The organism is Streptomyces sp. IMTB 2501 (genome assembly GCF_001953885.1).
GTDB lineage: Bacteria > Actinomycetota > Actinomycetes > Streptomycetales > Streptomycetaceae > Streptomyces.
The window spans coordinates 195,418-210,610 of the sequence record NZ_MQUS01000002.1 but is presented as its reverse complement, the minus strand read 5'-3'; the positions used below and the strand labels follow the sequence as shown (position 1 = coordinate 210,610).

Genomic DNA, 15,193 nt, shown 5'->3' with positions numbered 1-15,193 from the left:
ATGTGCGGTTTCGTGGGATTCACCGACGCCGGTGGCGGCGTCGAGGCTGCCCGCGCCACGGCCGAGCGGATGCTGGCCGCCGTCGCGCACCGCGGCCCTGACGGCTCCGACTGGCGCCGCCACCGAGGTGTGACCTTCGCGCACTGCGCGCTGACCTTCACCGACCCGCTGCGCGGCCGCCAGCCGTTCGTCTCCGCGAGCGGCGCCACGGCCCTCGTCCTCAACGGCGAGATCTACAACCACGCCGAGCTGCGTCGTGCGCTGCGCGCGACCGGTACGGCGCTGCGCACGGACAGCGACACCGAAGTCCTCGTGGAACTGTACGAGCGGCACGGCCTGGACATGCTGCACCGGGTGCGGGGCATGTTCGCCTTCGCCCTGCACGACGCGCGGGCCGGAACCCTCGTGCTGGCCCGCGACCCGATGGGCAAGAAGCCGCTCTATTACGCGCGCGTGCCCGGCGGACTCGCCTTCGCCTCGGAACTCACCGCGCTGTTGCGCCATCCCGGCGTCTCCCGTACCCCGGACGTCGGCGCCCTGGCCGGCTATCTGACGCTGCAGGCGTTCTGCGCTCCCGGCTCCGCCGTGACCGGCGTGCACAAGGTGCGCCCCGGCAGCCATGTCACCTTCGCGGCCGGCGCCCTGCGCGAAGGGGAGTACTGGCGGCCCGCGCTGGGCCCGGCGCCGGCCGCACCGAGCACCCGCGAGGCGGCAGCGCGGTTCGAGAAGCTGTTCCGGGCCGCCGTCGCCCGCCGTGTCAGCAGTACGGAGCGCCGGCTCGGGGTGCTGCTGAGCGGCGGGCTCGACTCCAGCGCGGTGGCCGCCGTGGCGCAGCAGCTGTCCCCGCACCGCCCGGTGCCCACCTTCAGCGCCGCGTTCGAGGAGCGGGACTTCGACGAGAGCGAGCACGCCCGCACGGTCGCCCGGCATCTCGGCACCGAGCACCACGTGGTCCGTATCGGCGGCCGCGACCTCGCCCACGTGGTGGAGTCCGAGTACGCCGGCGCCGACGAGCCGCTCGCCGACCCCTCCCTGCTGCCGACCCGGATCGTGTGCCGGGCCGCGCGGGAACACGTCCGCGGGGTGCTCACCGGCGACGGGGCGGACGAACTGCTGCTCGGCTACCGCTACTTCCAGGCCGAGCGGGCGATCGAGGTCCTGCTGCGGGTGCTGCCGGCCGCCCGGCTGGAGGCGCTGGCGCGGTCGCTCGCCCGCACACTGCCCGCCCGCACCGGCAATCTGCCCGTCGGCACGGCCCTCGGCCTGCTCGCCCGGGGGCTGCGCGCGGCGCCCGAGCACCGCTTCTACCTCTCCACGGCCCCGTTCGGCCCCGGCGAACTGGCCGGGCTGCTGCGCCCGGACGTACGGACGGAACTGGCCGGACACGACCCGTTCGCAGAGATCTCCCGGCTGCTGGACGGACAGCCGGGGCTGAGCGGGGTGCAGCGCAGCCAGCTGGCCGTCGTCGCCCACTTCCTGCGCGATGTGATCCTCACCAAGGCTGACCGCGGCGGGATGCGCAGCGCCCTCGAACTGCGCTCTCCCTTCCTCGACCTGGACCTGGTCGAGTACGTCAACTCCCTTCCCGTGGCGCTCAAACTGCGCCGTCTGACCGGCAAGCACCTGCTGCGCCGGGTGGCCGCGAACTGGCTGCCGCGGGAGATCGTGCAGCGCACCAAGCTGGGCTTCCGGGCCCCGGTCGCCGCCCTGCTGCGCGGTGAACTGCGCCCGCTGCTGCTGGACACGCTCTCGGCGCCCGCCCTCGACCGTGGCGGCCTGTTCGACGCCCGTGCGGTGGGCCGGCTCGCCGACGACCATCTCGGCGGGCGGCGCGACACCTCGCGCAAGCTGTGGGCACTGCTGACGTACCAACTGTGGTTCCAAACCCTGACGTCCGCGTCCTCCGCGTCGCTCCCCACATCCCTCCCGTCCCTCTGCGAAGCCACTCCTTCCTCCCCCTCCTCCGCCAACACCGTCGTCACCGAGGAGATCCGCCGTGCGCAGTGACCGTCCGCAGATCCAGGTGCTGTCGCCCCGGACGTGGGGTGAGTTCGGGAACTATCTCGCCGCCACCCGGTTCTCGCGGGTGCTGCGCGGCGAAGTCGACGCGGACGTGACCCTGCTGGAGGCGGAGCCGATCCTGCCCTGGCTGGGTGAGGCCGGGGCGGAGATCCGGGCCATCTCGCTGACCAGTCCGGACGCGGCGACCCGCACCCGGCGCTACATGGCGCTCATGGCCCGCCTCCAGGAACGGTTCCCCTCCGGTTTCGAAGCCGATCCCACACCTGCCCAGATCGCCGAAATCGCCCCGCTGACCGACCACTTGAGCGCTGCGGCGCCCGATGTGGTCGTCGGGACCAAGGGGTTCGTGGCCCGGCTGAGCGTGGCCGCCGTACGGCTCGCGGGGCTCAGGACCCGGGTGGTCAGCCACGTCACCAACCCCGGTCTGCTGCGACTGCCGCTGCACCGCAGCCCGTATCCCGATCTGACCCTGGTGGGCTTCGACCGGGCCAAGGAGCACCTGCTCGCCGAGACCGGTGCCGAGCCGGACCGGGTGCATGTGGTGGGCCCACTCGTCGCCCAGCACGATCTACGCGACTTCATGACCGACCCGTCCGCCGCGCCGGCGCCCGGCCCATGGGGCGACGGCGACCGCGAGCGGCCCCGCCTGATCGTCTTCTGCAACCGCGGCGGGGACACCTACCTGGAGCTGCTGCAGCGCATCGCCGCCCACCACCCGGACACCGACCTGGTGTTCGTGGGCTACGACGATCCCGATCTGGCCCGCCGCGCCGCCGCCGGGGCCGCGCGACTCGCGCACTGGCGGTTCCACAGCCGGCTCACCCAGGCCGAGTACTTCGACTACATCGACCGCGCGGCCCGCTCGCCGTACGGGCTGCTCGTGTCGAAGGCCGGCCCCAACACCACACTGGAAGCCGCCTACTTCGGTATCCCGGTGCTCATGCTGGAGTCGGGGCTGCCGATGGAGCAGTGGGTGCCGGGGCTGATCCACGAGCACGACCTCGGCCGGGCGTGTGCCACCCCCGAGGAACTGTTCCGCACCGTCGACGACTGGCTCACCCGGCCATCGGCGATCGAGGCGCACAAGAAGGCCGCGATCGGCTTCGCCGAGTCCGTGCTGGACCAGGAGGCCGTGGCCCGCCGGATCGCGGCGGCCGTACGCCCCCTGCTGGAGCAGCCGTGACACCCGGTCTGCGGCTCGTCGCCGGAGCCGACGGGGTGCGGGCCGAGGGCGACAAGGAGGCCCGGCTCGGCCATGCGCTCGGCGGCCACCGCCTGGACGACGGCCCGCCCCAGGAGGGCGTCTTCGCGGCGTGGGAGTGGGACGGCGAGCGCCTCCTCGTCCGCAACGACCGGTACGGCATGTACCCGCTCTACTACCGCGCCGACACCGGCTCCCTGGCGCTCTCCCCCGACCCGCTGTCCCTGTTGCCGGCCGGTGAGCCGGCCGCACTCGACCACGACGCGCTGGCCGTCTTCCTGCGCCTGGGGTTCTTCCTCGGCGAGGACACCCCGTTCGCGGCCGTCCGGGCCCTGCCGCCGGCCGCGACACTGACCTGGACCCGCGACGGGCTGCGGGTGACGTCGGCGGCGCCGCCGGTGCCCGGCCCGGCCCGGATGACCGCCGCCGAGGCCGTCGACGGCTTCGTCGAGCTGTTCCGCGCCGCCGTCGCACGCCGGCTGCCGGCCGAGCCCTACGTCATACCGCTGAGCGGCGGCCGGGACTCCCGGCACATCCTGCTGGAGCTGTGCCGCCAGGGCGCCCCGCCCCGGCTGTGCGTCAGCGGGGCCAAGTTCCCGCCCGACCCGGGGGCCGACGCGCGCGTCGCGGCGGACCTGGCCGCACGGCTGGACCTGCCCCATCTGACCCTCGCCCGGCCGCGCTCGCAGTTCCGGGCCGAGCTGTTCGCGAACCCGGCCCAGGGCATGGGCACCCTGGACGGCGCCTGGATGCTTCCGTTGCTGGCGTATCTGCGCCGGCACACGGGCGTGTCGTACGACGGGCTCGGTGGCGGCGAACTCGCGCAGAACCCCAGCATCCAGTTGATCCGCGACAACCCCTACGACCCGTCCGACCTGCCCGGACTCGCCGACCGACTGCTCGCGGCCGGGCGCACCGGACGGCATGTCGAGCATCTGCTCGGTCCCCGCACCGGCCGTCTGTGGTCCCTGGAGCGGGCCCGCGCGCGCCTGGTGCCGGAGCTGGCCCGGCACGCCGGGGCCGCTTTCCCGCTGGGCTCGTTCTTCTTCTGGAACCGCACCCGGCGTTCCATCGCGCTCGCCCCGTTCGCGCTGGGCGGGGACCGCATCGTGATCCACACCCCGTATCTCGATCACGCCCTGGTCGACCATCTCGCCTCGGTGCCGCACCGTTTCCTCATCGACGGCACCCTGCACGACCAGGCCCTGCACCGGGCCTACCCGGAGCATGCCGGGCTCGGCTTCGCCGCGGCCGTGCCACAGCGCCACGGTCCCCACCTGTTCGCGCACCGGCTGGCGTATCTGGTGCGGTTGCTCACGCACGGGCTGTCCGCCGAGCCCGCCTGGTGGCGCAGCCCCGAACCCGTCCTGCCCCGGCTGCTGGCGGCCGGCCGCGGCCCGGGAGCCGCGCCGCGCGTCAGCCGGCTCCAGCCGCTCGCCCTGTATCTGCTCCAACTGGAGTCCCTGGCGGCCGGGGGCACCGGCCGCCGCTCGCCCTGACGTCACCGCACCGACGCCCGCACGACCCCCACAAGGAGGGGACACCATGCGGAAGACCCTGCCCGTGATCAGTACCAGCCCCTCCACCGGGTCGGGCGGCTGCTCGACCCTCGCCGAGGCGCCGGCCCGCCCCGGACTGCCGCGCTGGCGCCGGCGGAAGCTGCGCATCGCGCTGGTGCGCCACCACGACCTGTGCCTCAACACCCGTCAGATCACCCAGATCCAGCGGCGGGCGGGCGTCCTGCCGCACCTCGGGCTCGGCTACATCCACACCGCCCTGAAGTCGGCGGGCTTCCACGACGTCATCCAGGTCGACACCCCCGCCCTGGGTCTCGACAGCGAGGGACTGCGCAAACTGCTCGCCGACTTTGGGCCCGACCTGGTCGGCGTGAGCACCACCACGCCCGGCCTGCCCGGCGCCGTAGAGGCGTGCCAGGCGGCCAAGAGCACCGGCGCGAAGGTCATCCTCGGAGGCCCGCACACCGAGGTCTACGCCCACGAGAACCTCTTCCACGAGTGCATCGACTACGTCGGGGTCGGCGAGGGCATCACGATCATGCCGGAGCTGGCCGAGGCGCTGGAGCAGGGCGAGAAGCCCGAGGGCATCCGCGGTCTGGTGACCCGCGAACACGACGGCGGCGCCGCCCCGATGGTCAATCTGGAGGAGGTCGGCTGGCCCACCCGGGACGGGCTGCCCATGAACAGCTATTACTCGATCATGGCTCCCCGGCCGTTCGCGACGATGATCTCCAGCCGCGGCTGCCCCTTCAAGTGCAGCTTCTGCTTCAAGCAGGCCGTCGACAAGAAGTCCATGTACCGCAGCCCGGAGGACGTCGTCGGCGAGATGACGGAGCTGCGGGACCGGTGGGGGGTGAAGGAGATCATGTTCTACGACGACGTGTTCACCCTGCACCGCGGCCGGGTCCGGGAGATCTGCGCCATGATCCGCGACCAAGGGCTCAAGGTCCGCTGGGAAGCGCCCACCCGCGTGGACCTGGTTCCCGAGCCGCTGCTGGAGGCGATGGCCGGGGCGGGCTGTGTACGGCTGCGGTTCGGCATCGAGCACGGCGACCCGGAGATCCTGCAACGGATGCGCAAGGAGAGCGACATCGACAAGATCGAACGGGCCGTCACCTCGGCGCACAAGGCCGGTATCAAGGGCTTCGGCTACTTCATCGTGGGCTGGCTCGACGAGACCCGGGAGCAGTTCCGACGCACCGTGGACCTGGCCTGCCGCATTCCGCTGGACTACGCGAGCTTCTACACCGCGACGCCCCTGCCGGGCACCCCGCTGCACACCGAGTCGGTGGCCGCCGGGCGGATCCCGGCCGACTACTGGGACCGGTTCGTACAGGGCGAGTTCGACGCCCGGATCGGCTATCTGGTGCCGGACGCCCAGCGCCGGGCCCAGGCCGCCTACCGGGCGTTCTTCCTGCGCCGCGAGATGGTCAAACCACTCGTGTCCCACATGGCGGCGACCGGGCAGTGGCGCAACACCCTGGACGGGTTGCGCAGCCTGGCCCGGTCGACCTCCAACACCGACCGTGACTTCTGAGACGGTGGGCCCGGCCGGGTCGCTGCGGCAGGGCCCGCCCGTCCGCCTCAACGAGCCACTGCCGGTCCGCGGCCGCCGACGCTCTGGCGAATCGTTTCTGACGCACCATGTGCGCAAGACGATGGCCCGCGGTTTCCGTCCCCCGCCGTCCTGGTCGGTACCGGTGCGGTATGTGCTGCCGGACGGCACTACGGTCGCATCCGGGGCGCGGGCCGCCGCGCACGCCCTGCGCAACCGCGCCACACCGGCCCTGGCGCTGGTCGCCCCGACCGTGGTGTCCCGGGGCACGCTCACCGAGCAGGAGGAGCGGCTGGACGCGCTGCTGGACCGCGTCGCCGAGACGGGCGAGACCCATCCGCACGCTCCCCTGGTGCTGTTCGTCGGCATGCAGTGGTCGTCGGCGCCGGAGGAGGCCGAGTCCGTACGACGGCTGGGGGCGCTGCTGCGCCGGGCGGCGGACCGGCTGCCCGCGCTGGGGGTCTGCGGTCTTTCCCTGCCCGGCCCTGGCAAGCCCCGCACGCTGAACGCGGCGATCGAAGTGGCCGAACTGCTCGGCTGCGCCGGTGTGGGCTGGGTCGACGACGACGTCAGCCTGGATCCGGGCTGTCTGGCACGACTCGTCGGGGACTTCCTGACGGCCGGCTGCCGGGGGGCCTCGGGGGCCACCAAGATCCCGCACACCAAGGAGTTCGCGACCTCGCGGCTGCTGGCCCGCGCCAAGGCGATCGCCGCACCGGCCACGAACTACCCGCACGGCTGCTGCATCCTGGTGGCCACCGATGTGCTGTCCGGCGGTATGCCCGGCCGGTATGTCTCCGACGACGGCTACATCTGCTTCCGGCTGCTCGACCCCGCGCTGCCCGACCCGCTCGCCCGGCTGCGGCTGGTGCCGGACGCGCACTGCCACTACTACGTCGCCGGTCCCGCGGGAGAGACCCGGCGCCGGATCCGCCGGCTGCTGCTCAACCATCTCGTCGACCTGGCCGACTGGCCCCTGCCCGCCGCCCGGTACTACTTCCGCGAGGTCCTGTTCGCCGGGATGTGGCCGCTGACCGGCTTCGACAGTTCCCAGGGTCGGCGCCGCGGCGCGCAAAAGGCGGCCATCAAGTGGCTGTACTTCCTCTGGTTCGCGGGCGTGGGCGGCGAGTTGTATCTGCGCGGGCTGACCGGCCGGCCGCTGCGCGGTATCGAGTGGGCCCCGTACTCGGTCGTCCGCACCGTCACCCCCGCTGACTAGGAGCGCTGATGAAGGTACTGTCCCTCCACTCCGCCGGCCATGACACGGGCGTCGGCTACTTCGAGGACGGGCGCCTGGTGTTCGCCGTGGAGACCGAGCGGCTCACCCGGGTCAAGCACGACCACCGCAGTGACGTCGCCCTGCGGCATGTGCTCGCCCAGGAGTGCGTGGACGCCGACGGGATCGACCTGGTGGCGGTCAGCACCCCGGTGCGCAGCGCGCTGCTGCGCATCCCCGACCTCGACGTGGCGCTGCGGCGGATCAACGCCGGCGCGCCCCACCACCGGACGGTGTGCGACCTGCTGGGCCGGCGCGTGGAGTGCCTCGTCGTCACGCACGAGGTGTCGCACGCTGCGCTCGCCGCGCACTACGCGGGTCACGCGGACGGCACCGTGGTCCTGGTCAACGAGGGCCGGGGGCAGCTCACCCGCAGCTCGCTCTTCCGCGTCGACGCCGGCCGCCTGGACTGGATCGCCAAGGATCCGCTGCCCTGGTACGGCAACGGCTTCGGCTGGACCGCGATCGGCCATCTGCTGGGGTTCGGCAGGAGCCCGAGCGTGGCCGGCAAGGTGATGGCCCTCGGCGGCTACGGCCAGTCCGATCCCCGGATACGCGAGCAGCTGGAGGCGGTCGACCCCGACGTCATGCACGACCTGGAGCTGGCCGAGCGGGTACGCGCCGAACTCGCCCAACGGCCCGAGTTCAGCCCGGAGTTCGAGTCCGCCGCCCATGTGGTCGCCACCTTCCAGGAGCTGTTCACCGAGACCGTGCACGCAGTCCTCGACCGGTACGTCTCCCGCACCGCCGAGGGGGTGGGCCCGCTCGCTCTGGGCGGTGGCTGCGCCCTGAACATCGTCGCCAACTCCGCGCTGCGGCAGTCCTTCGGCCGGGACATCGCTATCCCGCCCGCCTGCGGTGACGCCGGGCACCTGGTGGGGGCCGGGATCTACGCCCTCACCTATGTGCTGGGCGAACGCGCCGAGCCCGTCGGTGTGTACGGCAACGGCATCGGCGAACCGGCCCCGGCCGCGTACGAGACCCTGCGCGCGGCGGGGCTGCGGCCCGTCGCGTACGACGGTGCTGCGGTCGCCCGGCTGCTGGCGGACGGCGGGGTGGTGGCCGCGGTCGAGGGCGCGGCCGAACTGGGGCCGCGTGCCCTCGGGCACCGCTCGCTGCTGGGCAGCCCGGCCGTGCCCGGTATGCGCAAGCGGATGAGTGAGGAGCTGAAGCAGCGCGAGTGGTACCGCCCGCTCGGCGCGGTGATGCGTCAGGAGCGGTTCGCCGAGCTGAATCCCGGTGCGCATCCCTCGCCGTACATGCTGTTCGAGTACCCGCTCCCGGAGGGCACGGCCCCCGAGGCCCGGCATGTCAACGGTACCTGCCGGATCCAGACGCTGGGCGCCGACCAGCCGCGGCTGCACGGGCTGCTCGCCGACTTCGAGGCGCTCACCGGTGTCCCGGCCCTGATCAACACCTCGCTGAACGGCCCCGGTCGGGCCATCGCGCACACCGCCCGGGACGTCCTGGACGACTTCGGGGAGAGCGACATCGACCTGTTCGTCTTCGACGACGTGATGGCGTACCCGGGCTCCCGGAGCTGAGGAGCGCGCCGGCCCGCATGCTCTGCGGGCCGGCGGTCAGCTCATCGCGTGTGGGGGCAGCAGCCGGTCCCGTACGTCGTCCGTGTACAGACCGACGACGGGTACGAGCCCCAGCGCGGACGGCTGTTCGCGCACCGCGTCGAGCGCCTGGCCGCGCAGGCGCTCCAGCAGCGCCGAGACGTCCCGTACGGGCACGGCGCCCGTGCGCATCAGATGGCCGAGGTTGCCGGCCCGCTCGCCGTGCCGGTCGTAGTCGGTCAGGTCGTCGGCGATCGTGATGATCGTGCCGAACGCCTCGGCGAACCGCCTTGCGGGGCCCACGGATTCGGTGGCCCGGCCGCACAGGGCGGCGAGCGCGCCGTAGCAGCCGAGGAAGCAGGCGCCGTAGGTGCTGGCGTGGGCGCACCACTCGTCCAGGTTCTCCGCGCGCCGGCTCTTGGTGCGGATCTGGCCCGTGCAGACCGTGCTGAAATCGCGTTCCAGCACGTCCGTGACGGTGCGTGCCTCCTCGGCCAGGGCGCACATCTCGTGCACGGCCGTCAGGTGCAGATGCAGGCACAGACAGGCGAGTTCGACGCGGTCGAGTCCGGTGTCGTCGTCCATGAGGTCGTCCAGCAGCTTCATCGCCACGATGTCCAGTGCCAGCGCACGGGCCACCTGGGCCCGCAGGCCGGGTTCGGTGACCCACTCGGTGAGGAAGTGCGGGACACGCAGATAGAGCCGCAACGCGGCGGTGTGGGCGACGAGTTCGGGAGATCCGCCGTTGCGGGCGACGAAGCCGGTGACGTGGTCGCGGTTGGCCGACTCGGTGCCGAGCATCGACGCGGTGTAGGCCTCGGGCAGCACCGCGGTCACGACGGCTCCCCGCCCGACAGCTCGGCGAGCGTGGTCCGCCAGTCGGGGTGTTCCAGCGCCCCGGCGAAGCCCACGAAGTCGGCGCCCGCCTCCAGGTACCGGGTGACATGGGCGCGGCGGCGGACATTGCCGCTGACGAACAGGATCTGCCCGTCGTCGAGCCCTTTGCGGAAATAGCGGACCACGTCGGCGGGGACCTGCGCGTTGCGCGAGTACAGGTACACCATGTGGAAGCCGAAGCTGCGGGCGACGGCTGTGTAGCGGTCGATCTGCTCCGTCGTCGAGGTGACCACCGGCTCGGTGCCCAGCAGGTCGCCGGTGCGGCGGTCCTCGCCGAAGGTGAGGGCGACGGTGAGCAGCAGTTCCGGCCAGTCCGCGTGGTCGACCCGGCCGGGCAGGGTGAGCAGGGTTTCAAGGTAGCTCTTCCACACGTAGTAGTCGTCGCGTGAGCCGAGCAGCGCGGGCAGCAGAACGGCGTCGGCGCCACGGGCCAGCGGGAAGCCGACGCCCTTGCGCGGCGGGAAGTGCAGCAGTACCGGCAGCGAGGTGACCTCCTTGACCGCCGCCACATAGGGATCCATACGGGACTCGAAGGACTCGTAGTCGGTGCTCGCCAGGATGAGGGCGGGGTAGCCGAGTTCCTCCAGCGCCTTCGCCTTCTGCACGGCCTCGTCCAAGGGGACCTTGAACGGGTCGATGATGTGGACCGGACCGGGCGAACTGTCGCGCAGTCGCGCGAGAACATCGGCCCGGCTCAGCAGGGGTGGTGTGGTCGGGACCTGGATACGCTGAGCCAGCTGTGGTGACGTCTTCACCCGGAGTTCCCCCTTGTTGTGGTCTGTTCATGGCGTGCCGCGCCGACGCGTGTGATCCGCGCGGCGCGGCACGGCTGCCGCCGGCCTCAGCGCTGTGCTACTGCCCTGGTCAGCGCGGCGACGGCGGAAGCGGTGGTGTAGAGCGCTCTGGTGTCCAGGACCACGGAGCCCAGCGCGGCCTTGCCGCGCCGCCCGCGCTCCCAGTGCTCGCGCGCGTCCGGGTCCCGTTCCATGGGGCCGGGGACGCGACACCACGCGGATGCCCGCCAACTGCCGTCTTTTTTCTGGGAGTCGAGGAGATGACCGACGGCCCGGTGGACGGCCTCGATGCCCTCGCCGACCGGGCCGGCCAGGACGGCGCGCAGGGCGAAAGCGGTGGCGAAGGCGGAGCCGTCCGGCTCCAAGTCGGTGCGTACGGCGCCGTCGGCGCCGATTCTGGCGGCGGCCCAGCGCGCGGCGGCGCGCGCCTCGGGGCAGTCGGCGTCCGGGCGGCCTGCGGTGAGGGCCTCGGCGGCCAGCGCCGTGGGGTACTCGCGGTCCGGCCACCAGTAGGCGGGCCACGATCCGTCCGGCCGCTGGATCTCTCTCAGCCGGGCCAACAGACGCTCTTGGACCGGGAGTTGGCCGAGGCCGGCAGCGGCCGCCGTCACGCAGGGGTGACTGGCGTACCACGCGTCCCAGCGGGGTGCCACCCGCTCCAGGAAGGGTGCGGCGACCTGCGGGAGGTAGCTGGAGATCCCGCCGTCCGGCTGCAGATGCGCGGCGACGAAACGGTAGCCCTCGGCGGCGCGGACGTCCTTCTCATCGCCCAGCGCCTCGGCCAGGCGCAGCGCCCAGGAGGTGATGTCGGCGTCGCCGGGCACCTGGGGGCAATAGCCCCAGCCGTCGGAAGGGCCGCGGGTGTGCTTCAGCAGTTCCCATGACTCGGTCGCGGCCGTGTGTCCCGGACCGTCGGGCAAATCCGCGAGAGAGGCGCCGACAAAGGCCGTTGCCCAGAACTGACCGGGGCCGCGTACCTCGTAGTCGTTCCACCAGCCGTCCGTGTCACGTGCGGAGCGAAGGAATTCCGTGGCCTGGGACAGGGCTTGTACGATGGATTCGTCGGCGGCTAATCGCTGTGCACCGTTCACGTGCTCTCCTTTCGAGGGAGAGGTGACGAGCAGGCACCATGCCGGGCGCGCGGATGCGCCGACGGCAGGGCGAGTCCCCAACCCTACACGTGTTCCTTTCTACGAGGTAGGGGTGATTCGGTATGCGATGCATGGGAACACGGCGAAATACGGGCGAGGGCCGGGAGTGTCCCGGCCCTCGCGAAGAAGCTGAACTCACAGCGGGTTCACACGAATTGCATGTGGGCGCGGCGCCGCAATCGCACGGACACGATGGCGCCGCTCGCCACGGCGAGCAGCGCGCACACCACCACTGCATGTGTCGCTCCGGAGCCGAGCGAACCACTGCCGGCGCCGTCGACGGCATAGGTGATGATCTCCCGGGTCGACCAGAAGGGCAGCGCCTTGGCGGACTGCTTGGCCGGGTCGATCACCATCTGGGCACCGATCACGGAGATCAGCAGCAGACTGCCCTCCAGGTCCCGGGGAACGGCCAGACCGAGCAGCAGCCCCAGCGGTACCGCCACGATCGTCGTCAGGCCCATCTCCAGTGCGATCGCGGCCGGATGGGCCACGTCCTGGTCGACGATCACGACCAGGGCATACAGCGCCGCGATCAGCAGCCCGGCGGCCAGGAGCGCGAGCGTACGGCCCAGGTACAGGTGCCGGGGGCGGAAGCCGGACAGGGCAAGGCGGGGCTCGACCTCGCGGCCGCCGACGGCCGAGAAGAGGGCCGCGGTGCTGACCGCGAAGCCGACGCCGAGGCTGGCGAACCGGATGGCCTGGCCGGCCTGGTCGTGCCGGCCGAGGTAGAACACGAGCGGCACGAGCAGCAGCAGGCCGAGCACACCGCGGCGGCGCAGCAGTTCGCGAAGCGTCATCTCGGCCATGCGCAGGGTGCGGGTCATCGGCCGGCCTCCTGCCTGCCGGGGGTGAGGTCGAGGACGTGGTCCACCTGGTCGAGCTGGTTGAGCATGTGGGTGACCACGACGATCGCCTTGCCCGCGTCGCGCCAGTGCCAGACGTTCTGCCAGAAGTCGACATAGGATCCGCGGTCGAAGCCCTGATAGGGCTCGTCGAGGAGCAGCACCTCGGGATCGCCGAGGGCGGACAGGACGACGTTCAGCTTCTGCCGGGTGCCGCCCGAGAGGTCCTTGGCCAGGGTGGTCCGGTCGACGGACCAGTCGAGGCCGGCGGCGAGTTCACGGCCGCGGCGGTCGGCCTCCCGGCGGCTCATGCCGCGGCCGCTGCCGAAGAGCGTGAAGTGCTCACGCGGCTTGAGGAAGCCCATGACACCGGCGTTCTGCGGGCAGTAGCCGAGGCGCCCGCTGATGGTCACCCGGCCCTCGTCCGGGGAGAGCAGCCCGGCGCAGATCTTCAGCATGCTGGACTTGCCGGCGCCGTTGCTGCCGACGATCGCGGCGACCTCCCCGGCGCGCACCACCAGGTCGACGCCGTTCAGGACGCGGCGGCGGCCGTAGCTCTTGACGATTCCGTGCGCCTCCAGCAGGACGTCACGTCCCGCGGCTTCGGACGCCCCCGCTAACCGCTGTTCCGCGTTCGCGGAATACCTCATGTCTGTCACCTTCCTGCAGTTGGCCGCACCGCATGGCACGGAATGTCGGCCGGTCTGGTTCCGGGCTTTCCGGTCCGCAGAGTCGGGTCGCCGCTTCCCGTGGCCATTAGCGTGCCACAGCCGGTCCCGTCGCCTTGTGCCTCGTGGCCGACGCGGCATGTTCGACGGCACGCACGGACGTTTTCCGGTCGTCTTCCGGAGTCTCCTGTCGGCCCGTGACAGCGAGCGCCATCGGAATTCGGCCACGATCATTTGACCGGCACGGTGGACTGCGCGGGGAATTCACCGAATCGGCGCAAGCGGAACATCGGTATTTCGGCCAGTCGCGAGCGAGAACCCCGGTGTCCTTGTGATCAGTTGACGGCACGCGTTAACCTGCGCCCGTTCGAAATCGGCTGCATTCCGCGCATTGCGCGACATTCACGCGAAGCGTGAAGGGGAGACCGTACGCGGACAGTCCGGCGAAGGGACACGGATGCGCGGGGGCACCGGGGACGGCCGTATCTGGTGGCAGCGTGCCGTGGCCCGCGGCTTCGACCCGGTGGCCGTGCCGTACGACCCGGTGGCCTTGGTGCGGTCCGGCGCGCAGGGCGAAGAGGCCGCTGACGACGTCATGTCCGAGCTTCCTCGGGGCGGGCTCGGGGTGCTTCTGCCGAGCTACGTCGCCCGGTGCGACGCGCAGGCGCACGCGACCGCGTTCCGCCAACTGCTCGACGGGCTCGACGAGGTGCGGGAGACCCACCCCGGTCTGCCTCTGACCGTGTGGCTGGGCATGCAGTACGGTCCCGGCGAGCTCCCGGAGGCGCTCGACCGGTTGCGCCGGCTGACCGCGCTCGACCCCGCCGGCACCGTCGGCTTCGCGCTGCCGGGACCGGGCAAGCTGCGCACCGTCAACGCGGCGCTGCACCTGTCCCGGCGGCTCGGCTACGCCGGCTGGCTGTGGACCGACGACGACATACGGCTGGGCCCCGGGTGCCTGGCCCGGCTGGTCGCCCGTTTCCAGGAGCGCGGCTGCACCGGAGCCGTCGGCGCGCACCTGGTCGCCCTGCCCCGTACGTCGGCCGCGTCACGGACGATGGCCCGGATCTCCGGTGTCACCGTGCCGCCGGGCGCGTATCCGGCGGCGGCCTGCATGCTGGTCGCGGCGGACGTGGTCGCGGACGGCATCCCGGCCCGCCGCCTCGCCGACGACGGACATGTGCTGTTCGAACTCCTCGACCCCGGTGCGGCCGACCCCCTGCACGACCTGGAGGTGCTGCCGGACGCACAAGGCAGCTTCTACCGGGTCAGCCGGGCCCACGACACGCTTCGCCGGTTGCGCCGCTCGCTCTACAGCCATGTGACCTCGACGGCCGACTACCCGTGGGCGACCGCGCGGACGTATCTCACCCGCGTCCTCTTCCACGGCCTGTGGCCACTGGCCTCCTGGCACGGCAGCGGCGGGACGGTGCGCGGGCTGAAGCGGTGGACGGTCAAGGCGGTACACCTGACCTGGTTCTGTTCGGTGGCGGCGGGGCTGGCGGCGCGCGGGCTGGCGGGCCGCCCGCTGCGGCAGGTGGCCTGGGGGGACGAGGGCGACTTCCGCAGCCCGGCGGCCGAGGCGAGCCGGGACCTGGTGGCGCGGGGACGCTGACGGTGTGCCGGCACGGGAGGGCTGACGACGTGGTGGCACAGGAACGCTGACACGGACGGCCGTGCAGACGGCGGCCGGCGGAAGGGAGCG

At 72.2% G+C, this 15,193-nt stretch carries 12 protein-coding genes; 7 read left to right on the top strand and 5 right to left on the bottom strand.

All coding sequences use genetic code 11. The features are described 5' to 3' along the window. Positions 1–12 precede the first annotated feature (12 nt). The 6 genes from asnB to AV521_RS05155 are packed head-to-tail and all read left to right on the top strand — an operon-like array spanning position 13 to position 9,115. Entirely contained in the window at positions 13–2,007 is a 1,995-nt protein-coding gene (gene asnB, locus AV521_RS05180) for an asparagine synthase (glutamine-hydrolyzing) (RefSeq protein ID WP_256725439.1), read from the top strand. Next, the gene (locus AV521_RS05175; protein ID WP_076084051.1) at positions 1,997–3,205 is read left to right on the top strand and encodes a Moenomycin biosynthesis protein MoeGT1; all 1,209 of its coding nucleotides are present in this window, start codon (positions 1,997–1,999) and stop codon (positions 3,203–3,205) included. The genes asnB and AV521_RS05175 overlap by 11 nt, the downstream gene beginning before the upstream one ends. After that, the gene (locus tag AV521_RS05170) at positions 3,202–4,722 is read left to right on the top strand and encodes an asparagine synthetase B family protein (RefSeq protein ID WP_076084048.1); all 1,521 of its coding nucleotides are present in this window, start codon (positions 3,202–3,204) and stop codon (positions 4,720–4,722) included. Before AV521_RS05175 ends, AV521_RS05170 begins: the two co-directional genes overlap by 4 nt. Before the next feature lie 46 nt (positions 4,723–4,768). Then, the gene (locus tag AV521_RS05165; RefSeq protein WP_076084045.1) at positions 4,769–6,277 is read left to right on the top strand and encodes a B12-binding domain-containing radical SAM protein; all 1,509 of its coding nucleotides are present in this window, start codon (positions 4,769–4,771) and stop codon (positions 6,275–6,277) included. Beyond that, entirely contained in the window at positions 6,267–7,514 is a 1,248-nt protein-coding gene (locus AV521_RS05160; protein ID WP_076084041.1) for a hypothetical protein, read from the top strand. The genes AV521_RS05165 and AV521_RS05160 overlap by 11 nt, the downstream gene beginning before the upstream one ends. Positions 7,515–7,522: 8 nt before the next feature. After that, positions 7,523–9,115 carry a carbamoyltransferase C-terminal domain-containing protein gene (locus tag AV521_RS05155; protein WP_076084038.1) on the top strand — a complete coding sequence of 531 codons (1,593 nt, stop codon included), beginning with the start codon at positions 7,523–7,525 and terminating at the stop codon, positions 9,113–9,115. Positions 9,116–9,151: 36 nt separating this feature from the next. Here AV521_RS05155 and AV521_RS05150 read toward each other — a convergent pair whose 3' ends face one another. From AV521_RS05150 to AV521_RS05130, 5 genes are all read right to left on the bottom strand, one after another. Further along, positions 9,152–9,970, bottom strand: coding sequence for a Moenomycin biosynthesis protein MoeN5 (locus tag AV521_RS05150; RefSeq protein ID WP_256725438.1), 819 nt, complete (start codon positions 9,968–9,970; stop codon positions 9,152–9,154). After that, positions 9,967–10,785 carry a geranylgeranylglyceryl/heptaprenylglyceryl phosphate synthase gene (locus AV521_RS05145; protein ID WP_079249135.1) on the bottom strand — a complete coding sequence of 273 codons (819 nt, stop codon included), beginning with the start codon at positions 10,783–10,785 and terminating at the stop codon, positions 9,967–9,969. Before AV521_RS05145 ends, AV521_RS05150 begins: the two co-directional genes overlap by 4 nt. Positions 10,786–10,871: 86 nt before the next feature. Then, positions 10,872–11,915 (bottom strand): hypothetical protein, encoded by a 1,044-nt coding sequence (locus tag AV521_RS05140; protein WP_076084035.1) that lies wholly within the window; start codon positions 11,913–11,915, stop codon positions 10,872–10,874. A 206-nt stretch (positions 11,916–12,121) separates the two neighbouring features. Beyond that, positions 12,122–12,802: a hypothetical protein gene (locus AV521_RS05135; RefSeq protein ID WP_076084032.1), complete on the bottom strand. Its 681-nt coding sequence runs from the start codon at positions 12,800–12,802 to the stop codon at positions 12,122–12,124. Continuing rightward, a complete protein-coding gene (locus AV521_RS05130; protein ID WP_076084029.1) occupies positions 12,799–13,470 on the bottom strand; it encodes an ABC transporter ATP-binding protein in 672 nt (223 codons plus the stop codon). The genes AV521_RS05135 and AV521_RS05130 overlap by 4 nt, the downstream gene beginning before the upstream one ends. 475 nt (positions 13,471–13,945) lie before the next feature. On the opposite strand from AV521_RS05130, the gene AV521_RS05125 reads away from it, so the two are divergent. Continuing rightward, the gene (locus AV521_RS05125) at positions 13,946–15,103 is read left to right on the top strand and encodes a hypothetical protein (RefSeq protein ID WP_076084026.1); all 1,158 of its coding nucleotides are present in this window, start codon (positions 13,946–13,948) and stop codon (positions 15,101–15,103) included. Positions 15,104–15,193: the final 90 nt, after the last annotated feature.

What these genes read in the sequence shown, in the direction of transcription:
- AV521_RS05165 (WP_076084045.1), top strand. Translation starts at nt 4,769, where the DNA reads ATGCGGAAGACCCTGCCCGTGATCAGTACCAGCCCCTCCACCGGGTCG.
- AV521_RS05155 (WP_076084038.1), top strand. Translation starts at nt 7,523, where the DNA reads ATGAAGGTACTGTCCCTCCACTCCGCCGGCCATGACACGGGCGTCGGC.
- AV521_RS05135 (WP_076084032.1), bottom strand. Translation starts at nt 12,802, where the DNA reads ATGACCCGCACCCTGCGCATGGCCGAGATGACGCTTCGCGAACTGCTG.
- AV521_RS05130 (WP_076084029.1), bottom strand. Translation starts at nt 13,470, where the DNA reads ATGAGGTATTCCGCGAACGCGGAACAGCGGTTAGCGGGGGCGTCCGAA.
- AV521_RS05125 (WP_076084026.1), top strand. Translation starts at nt 13,946, where the DNA reads ATGCGCGGGGGCACCGGGGACGGCCGTATCTGGTGGCAGCGTGCCGTG.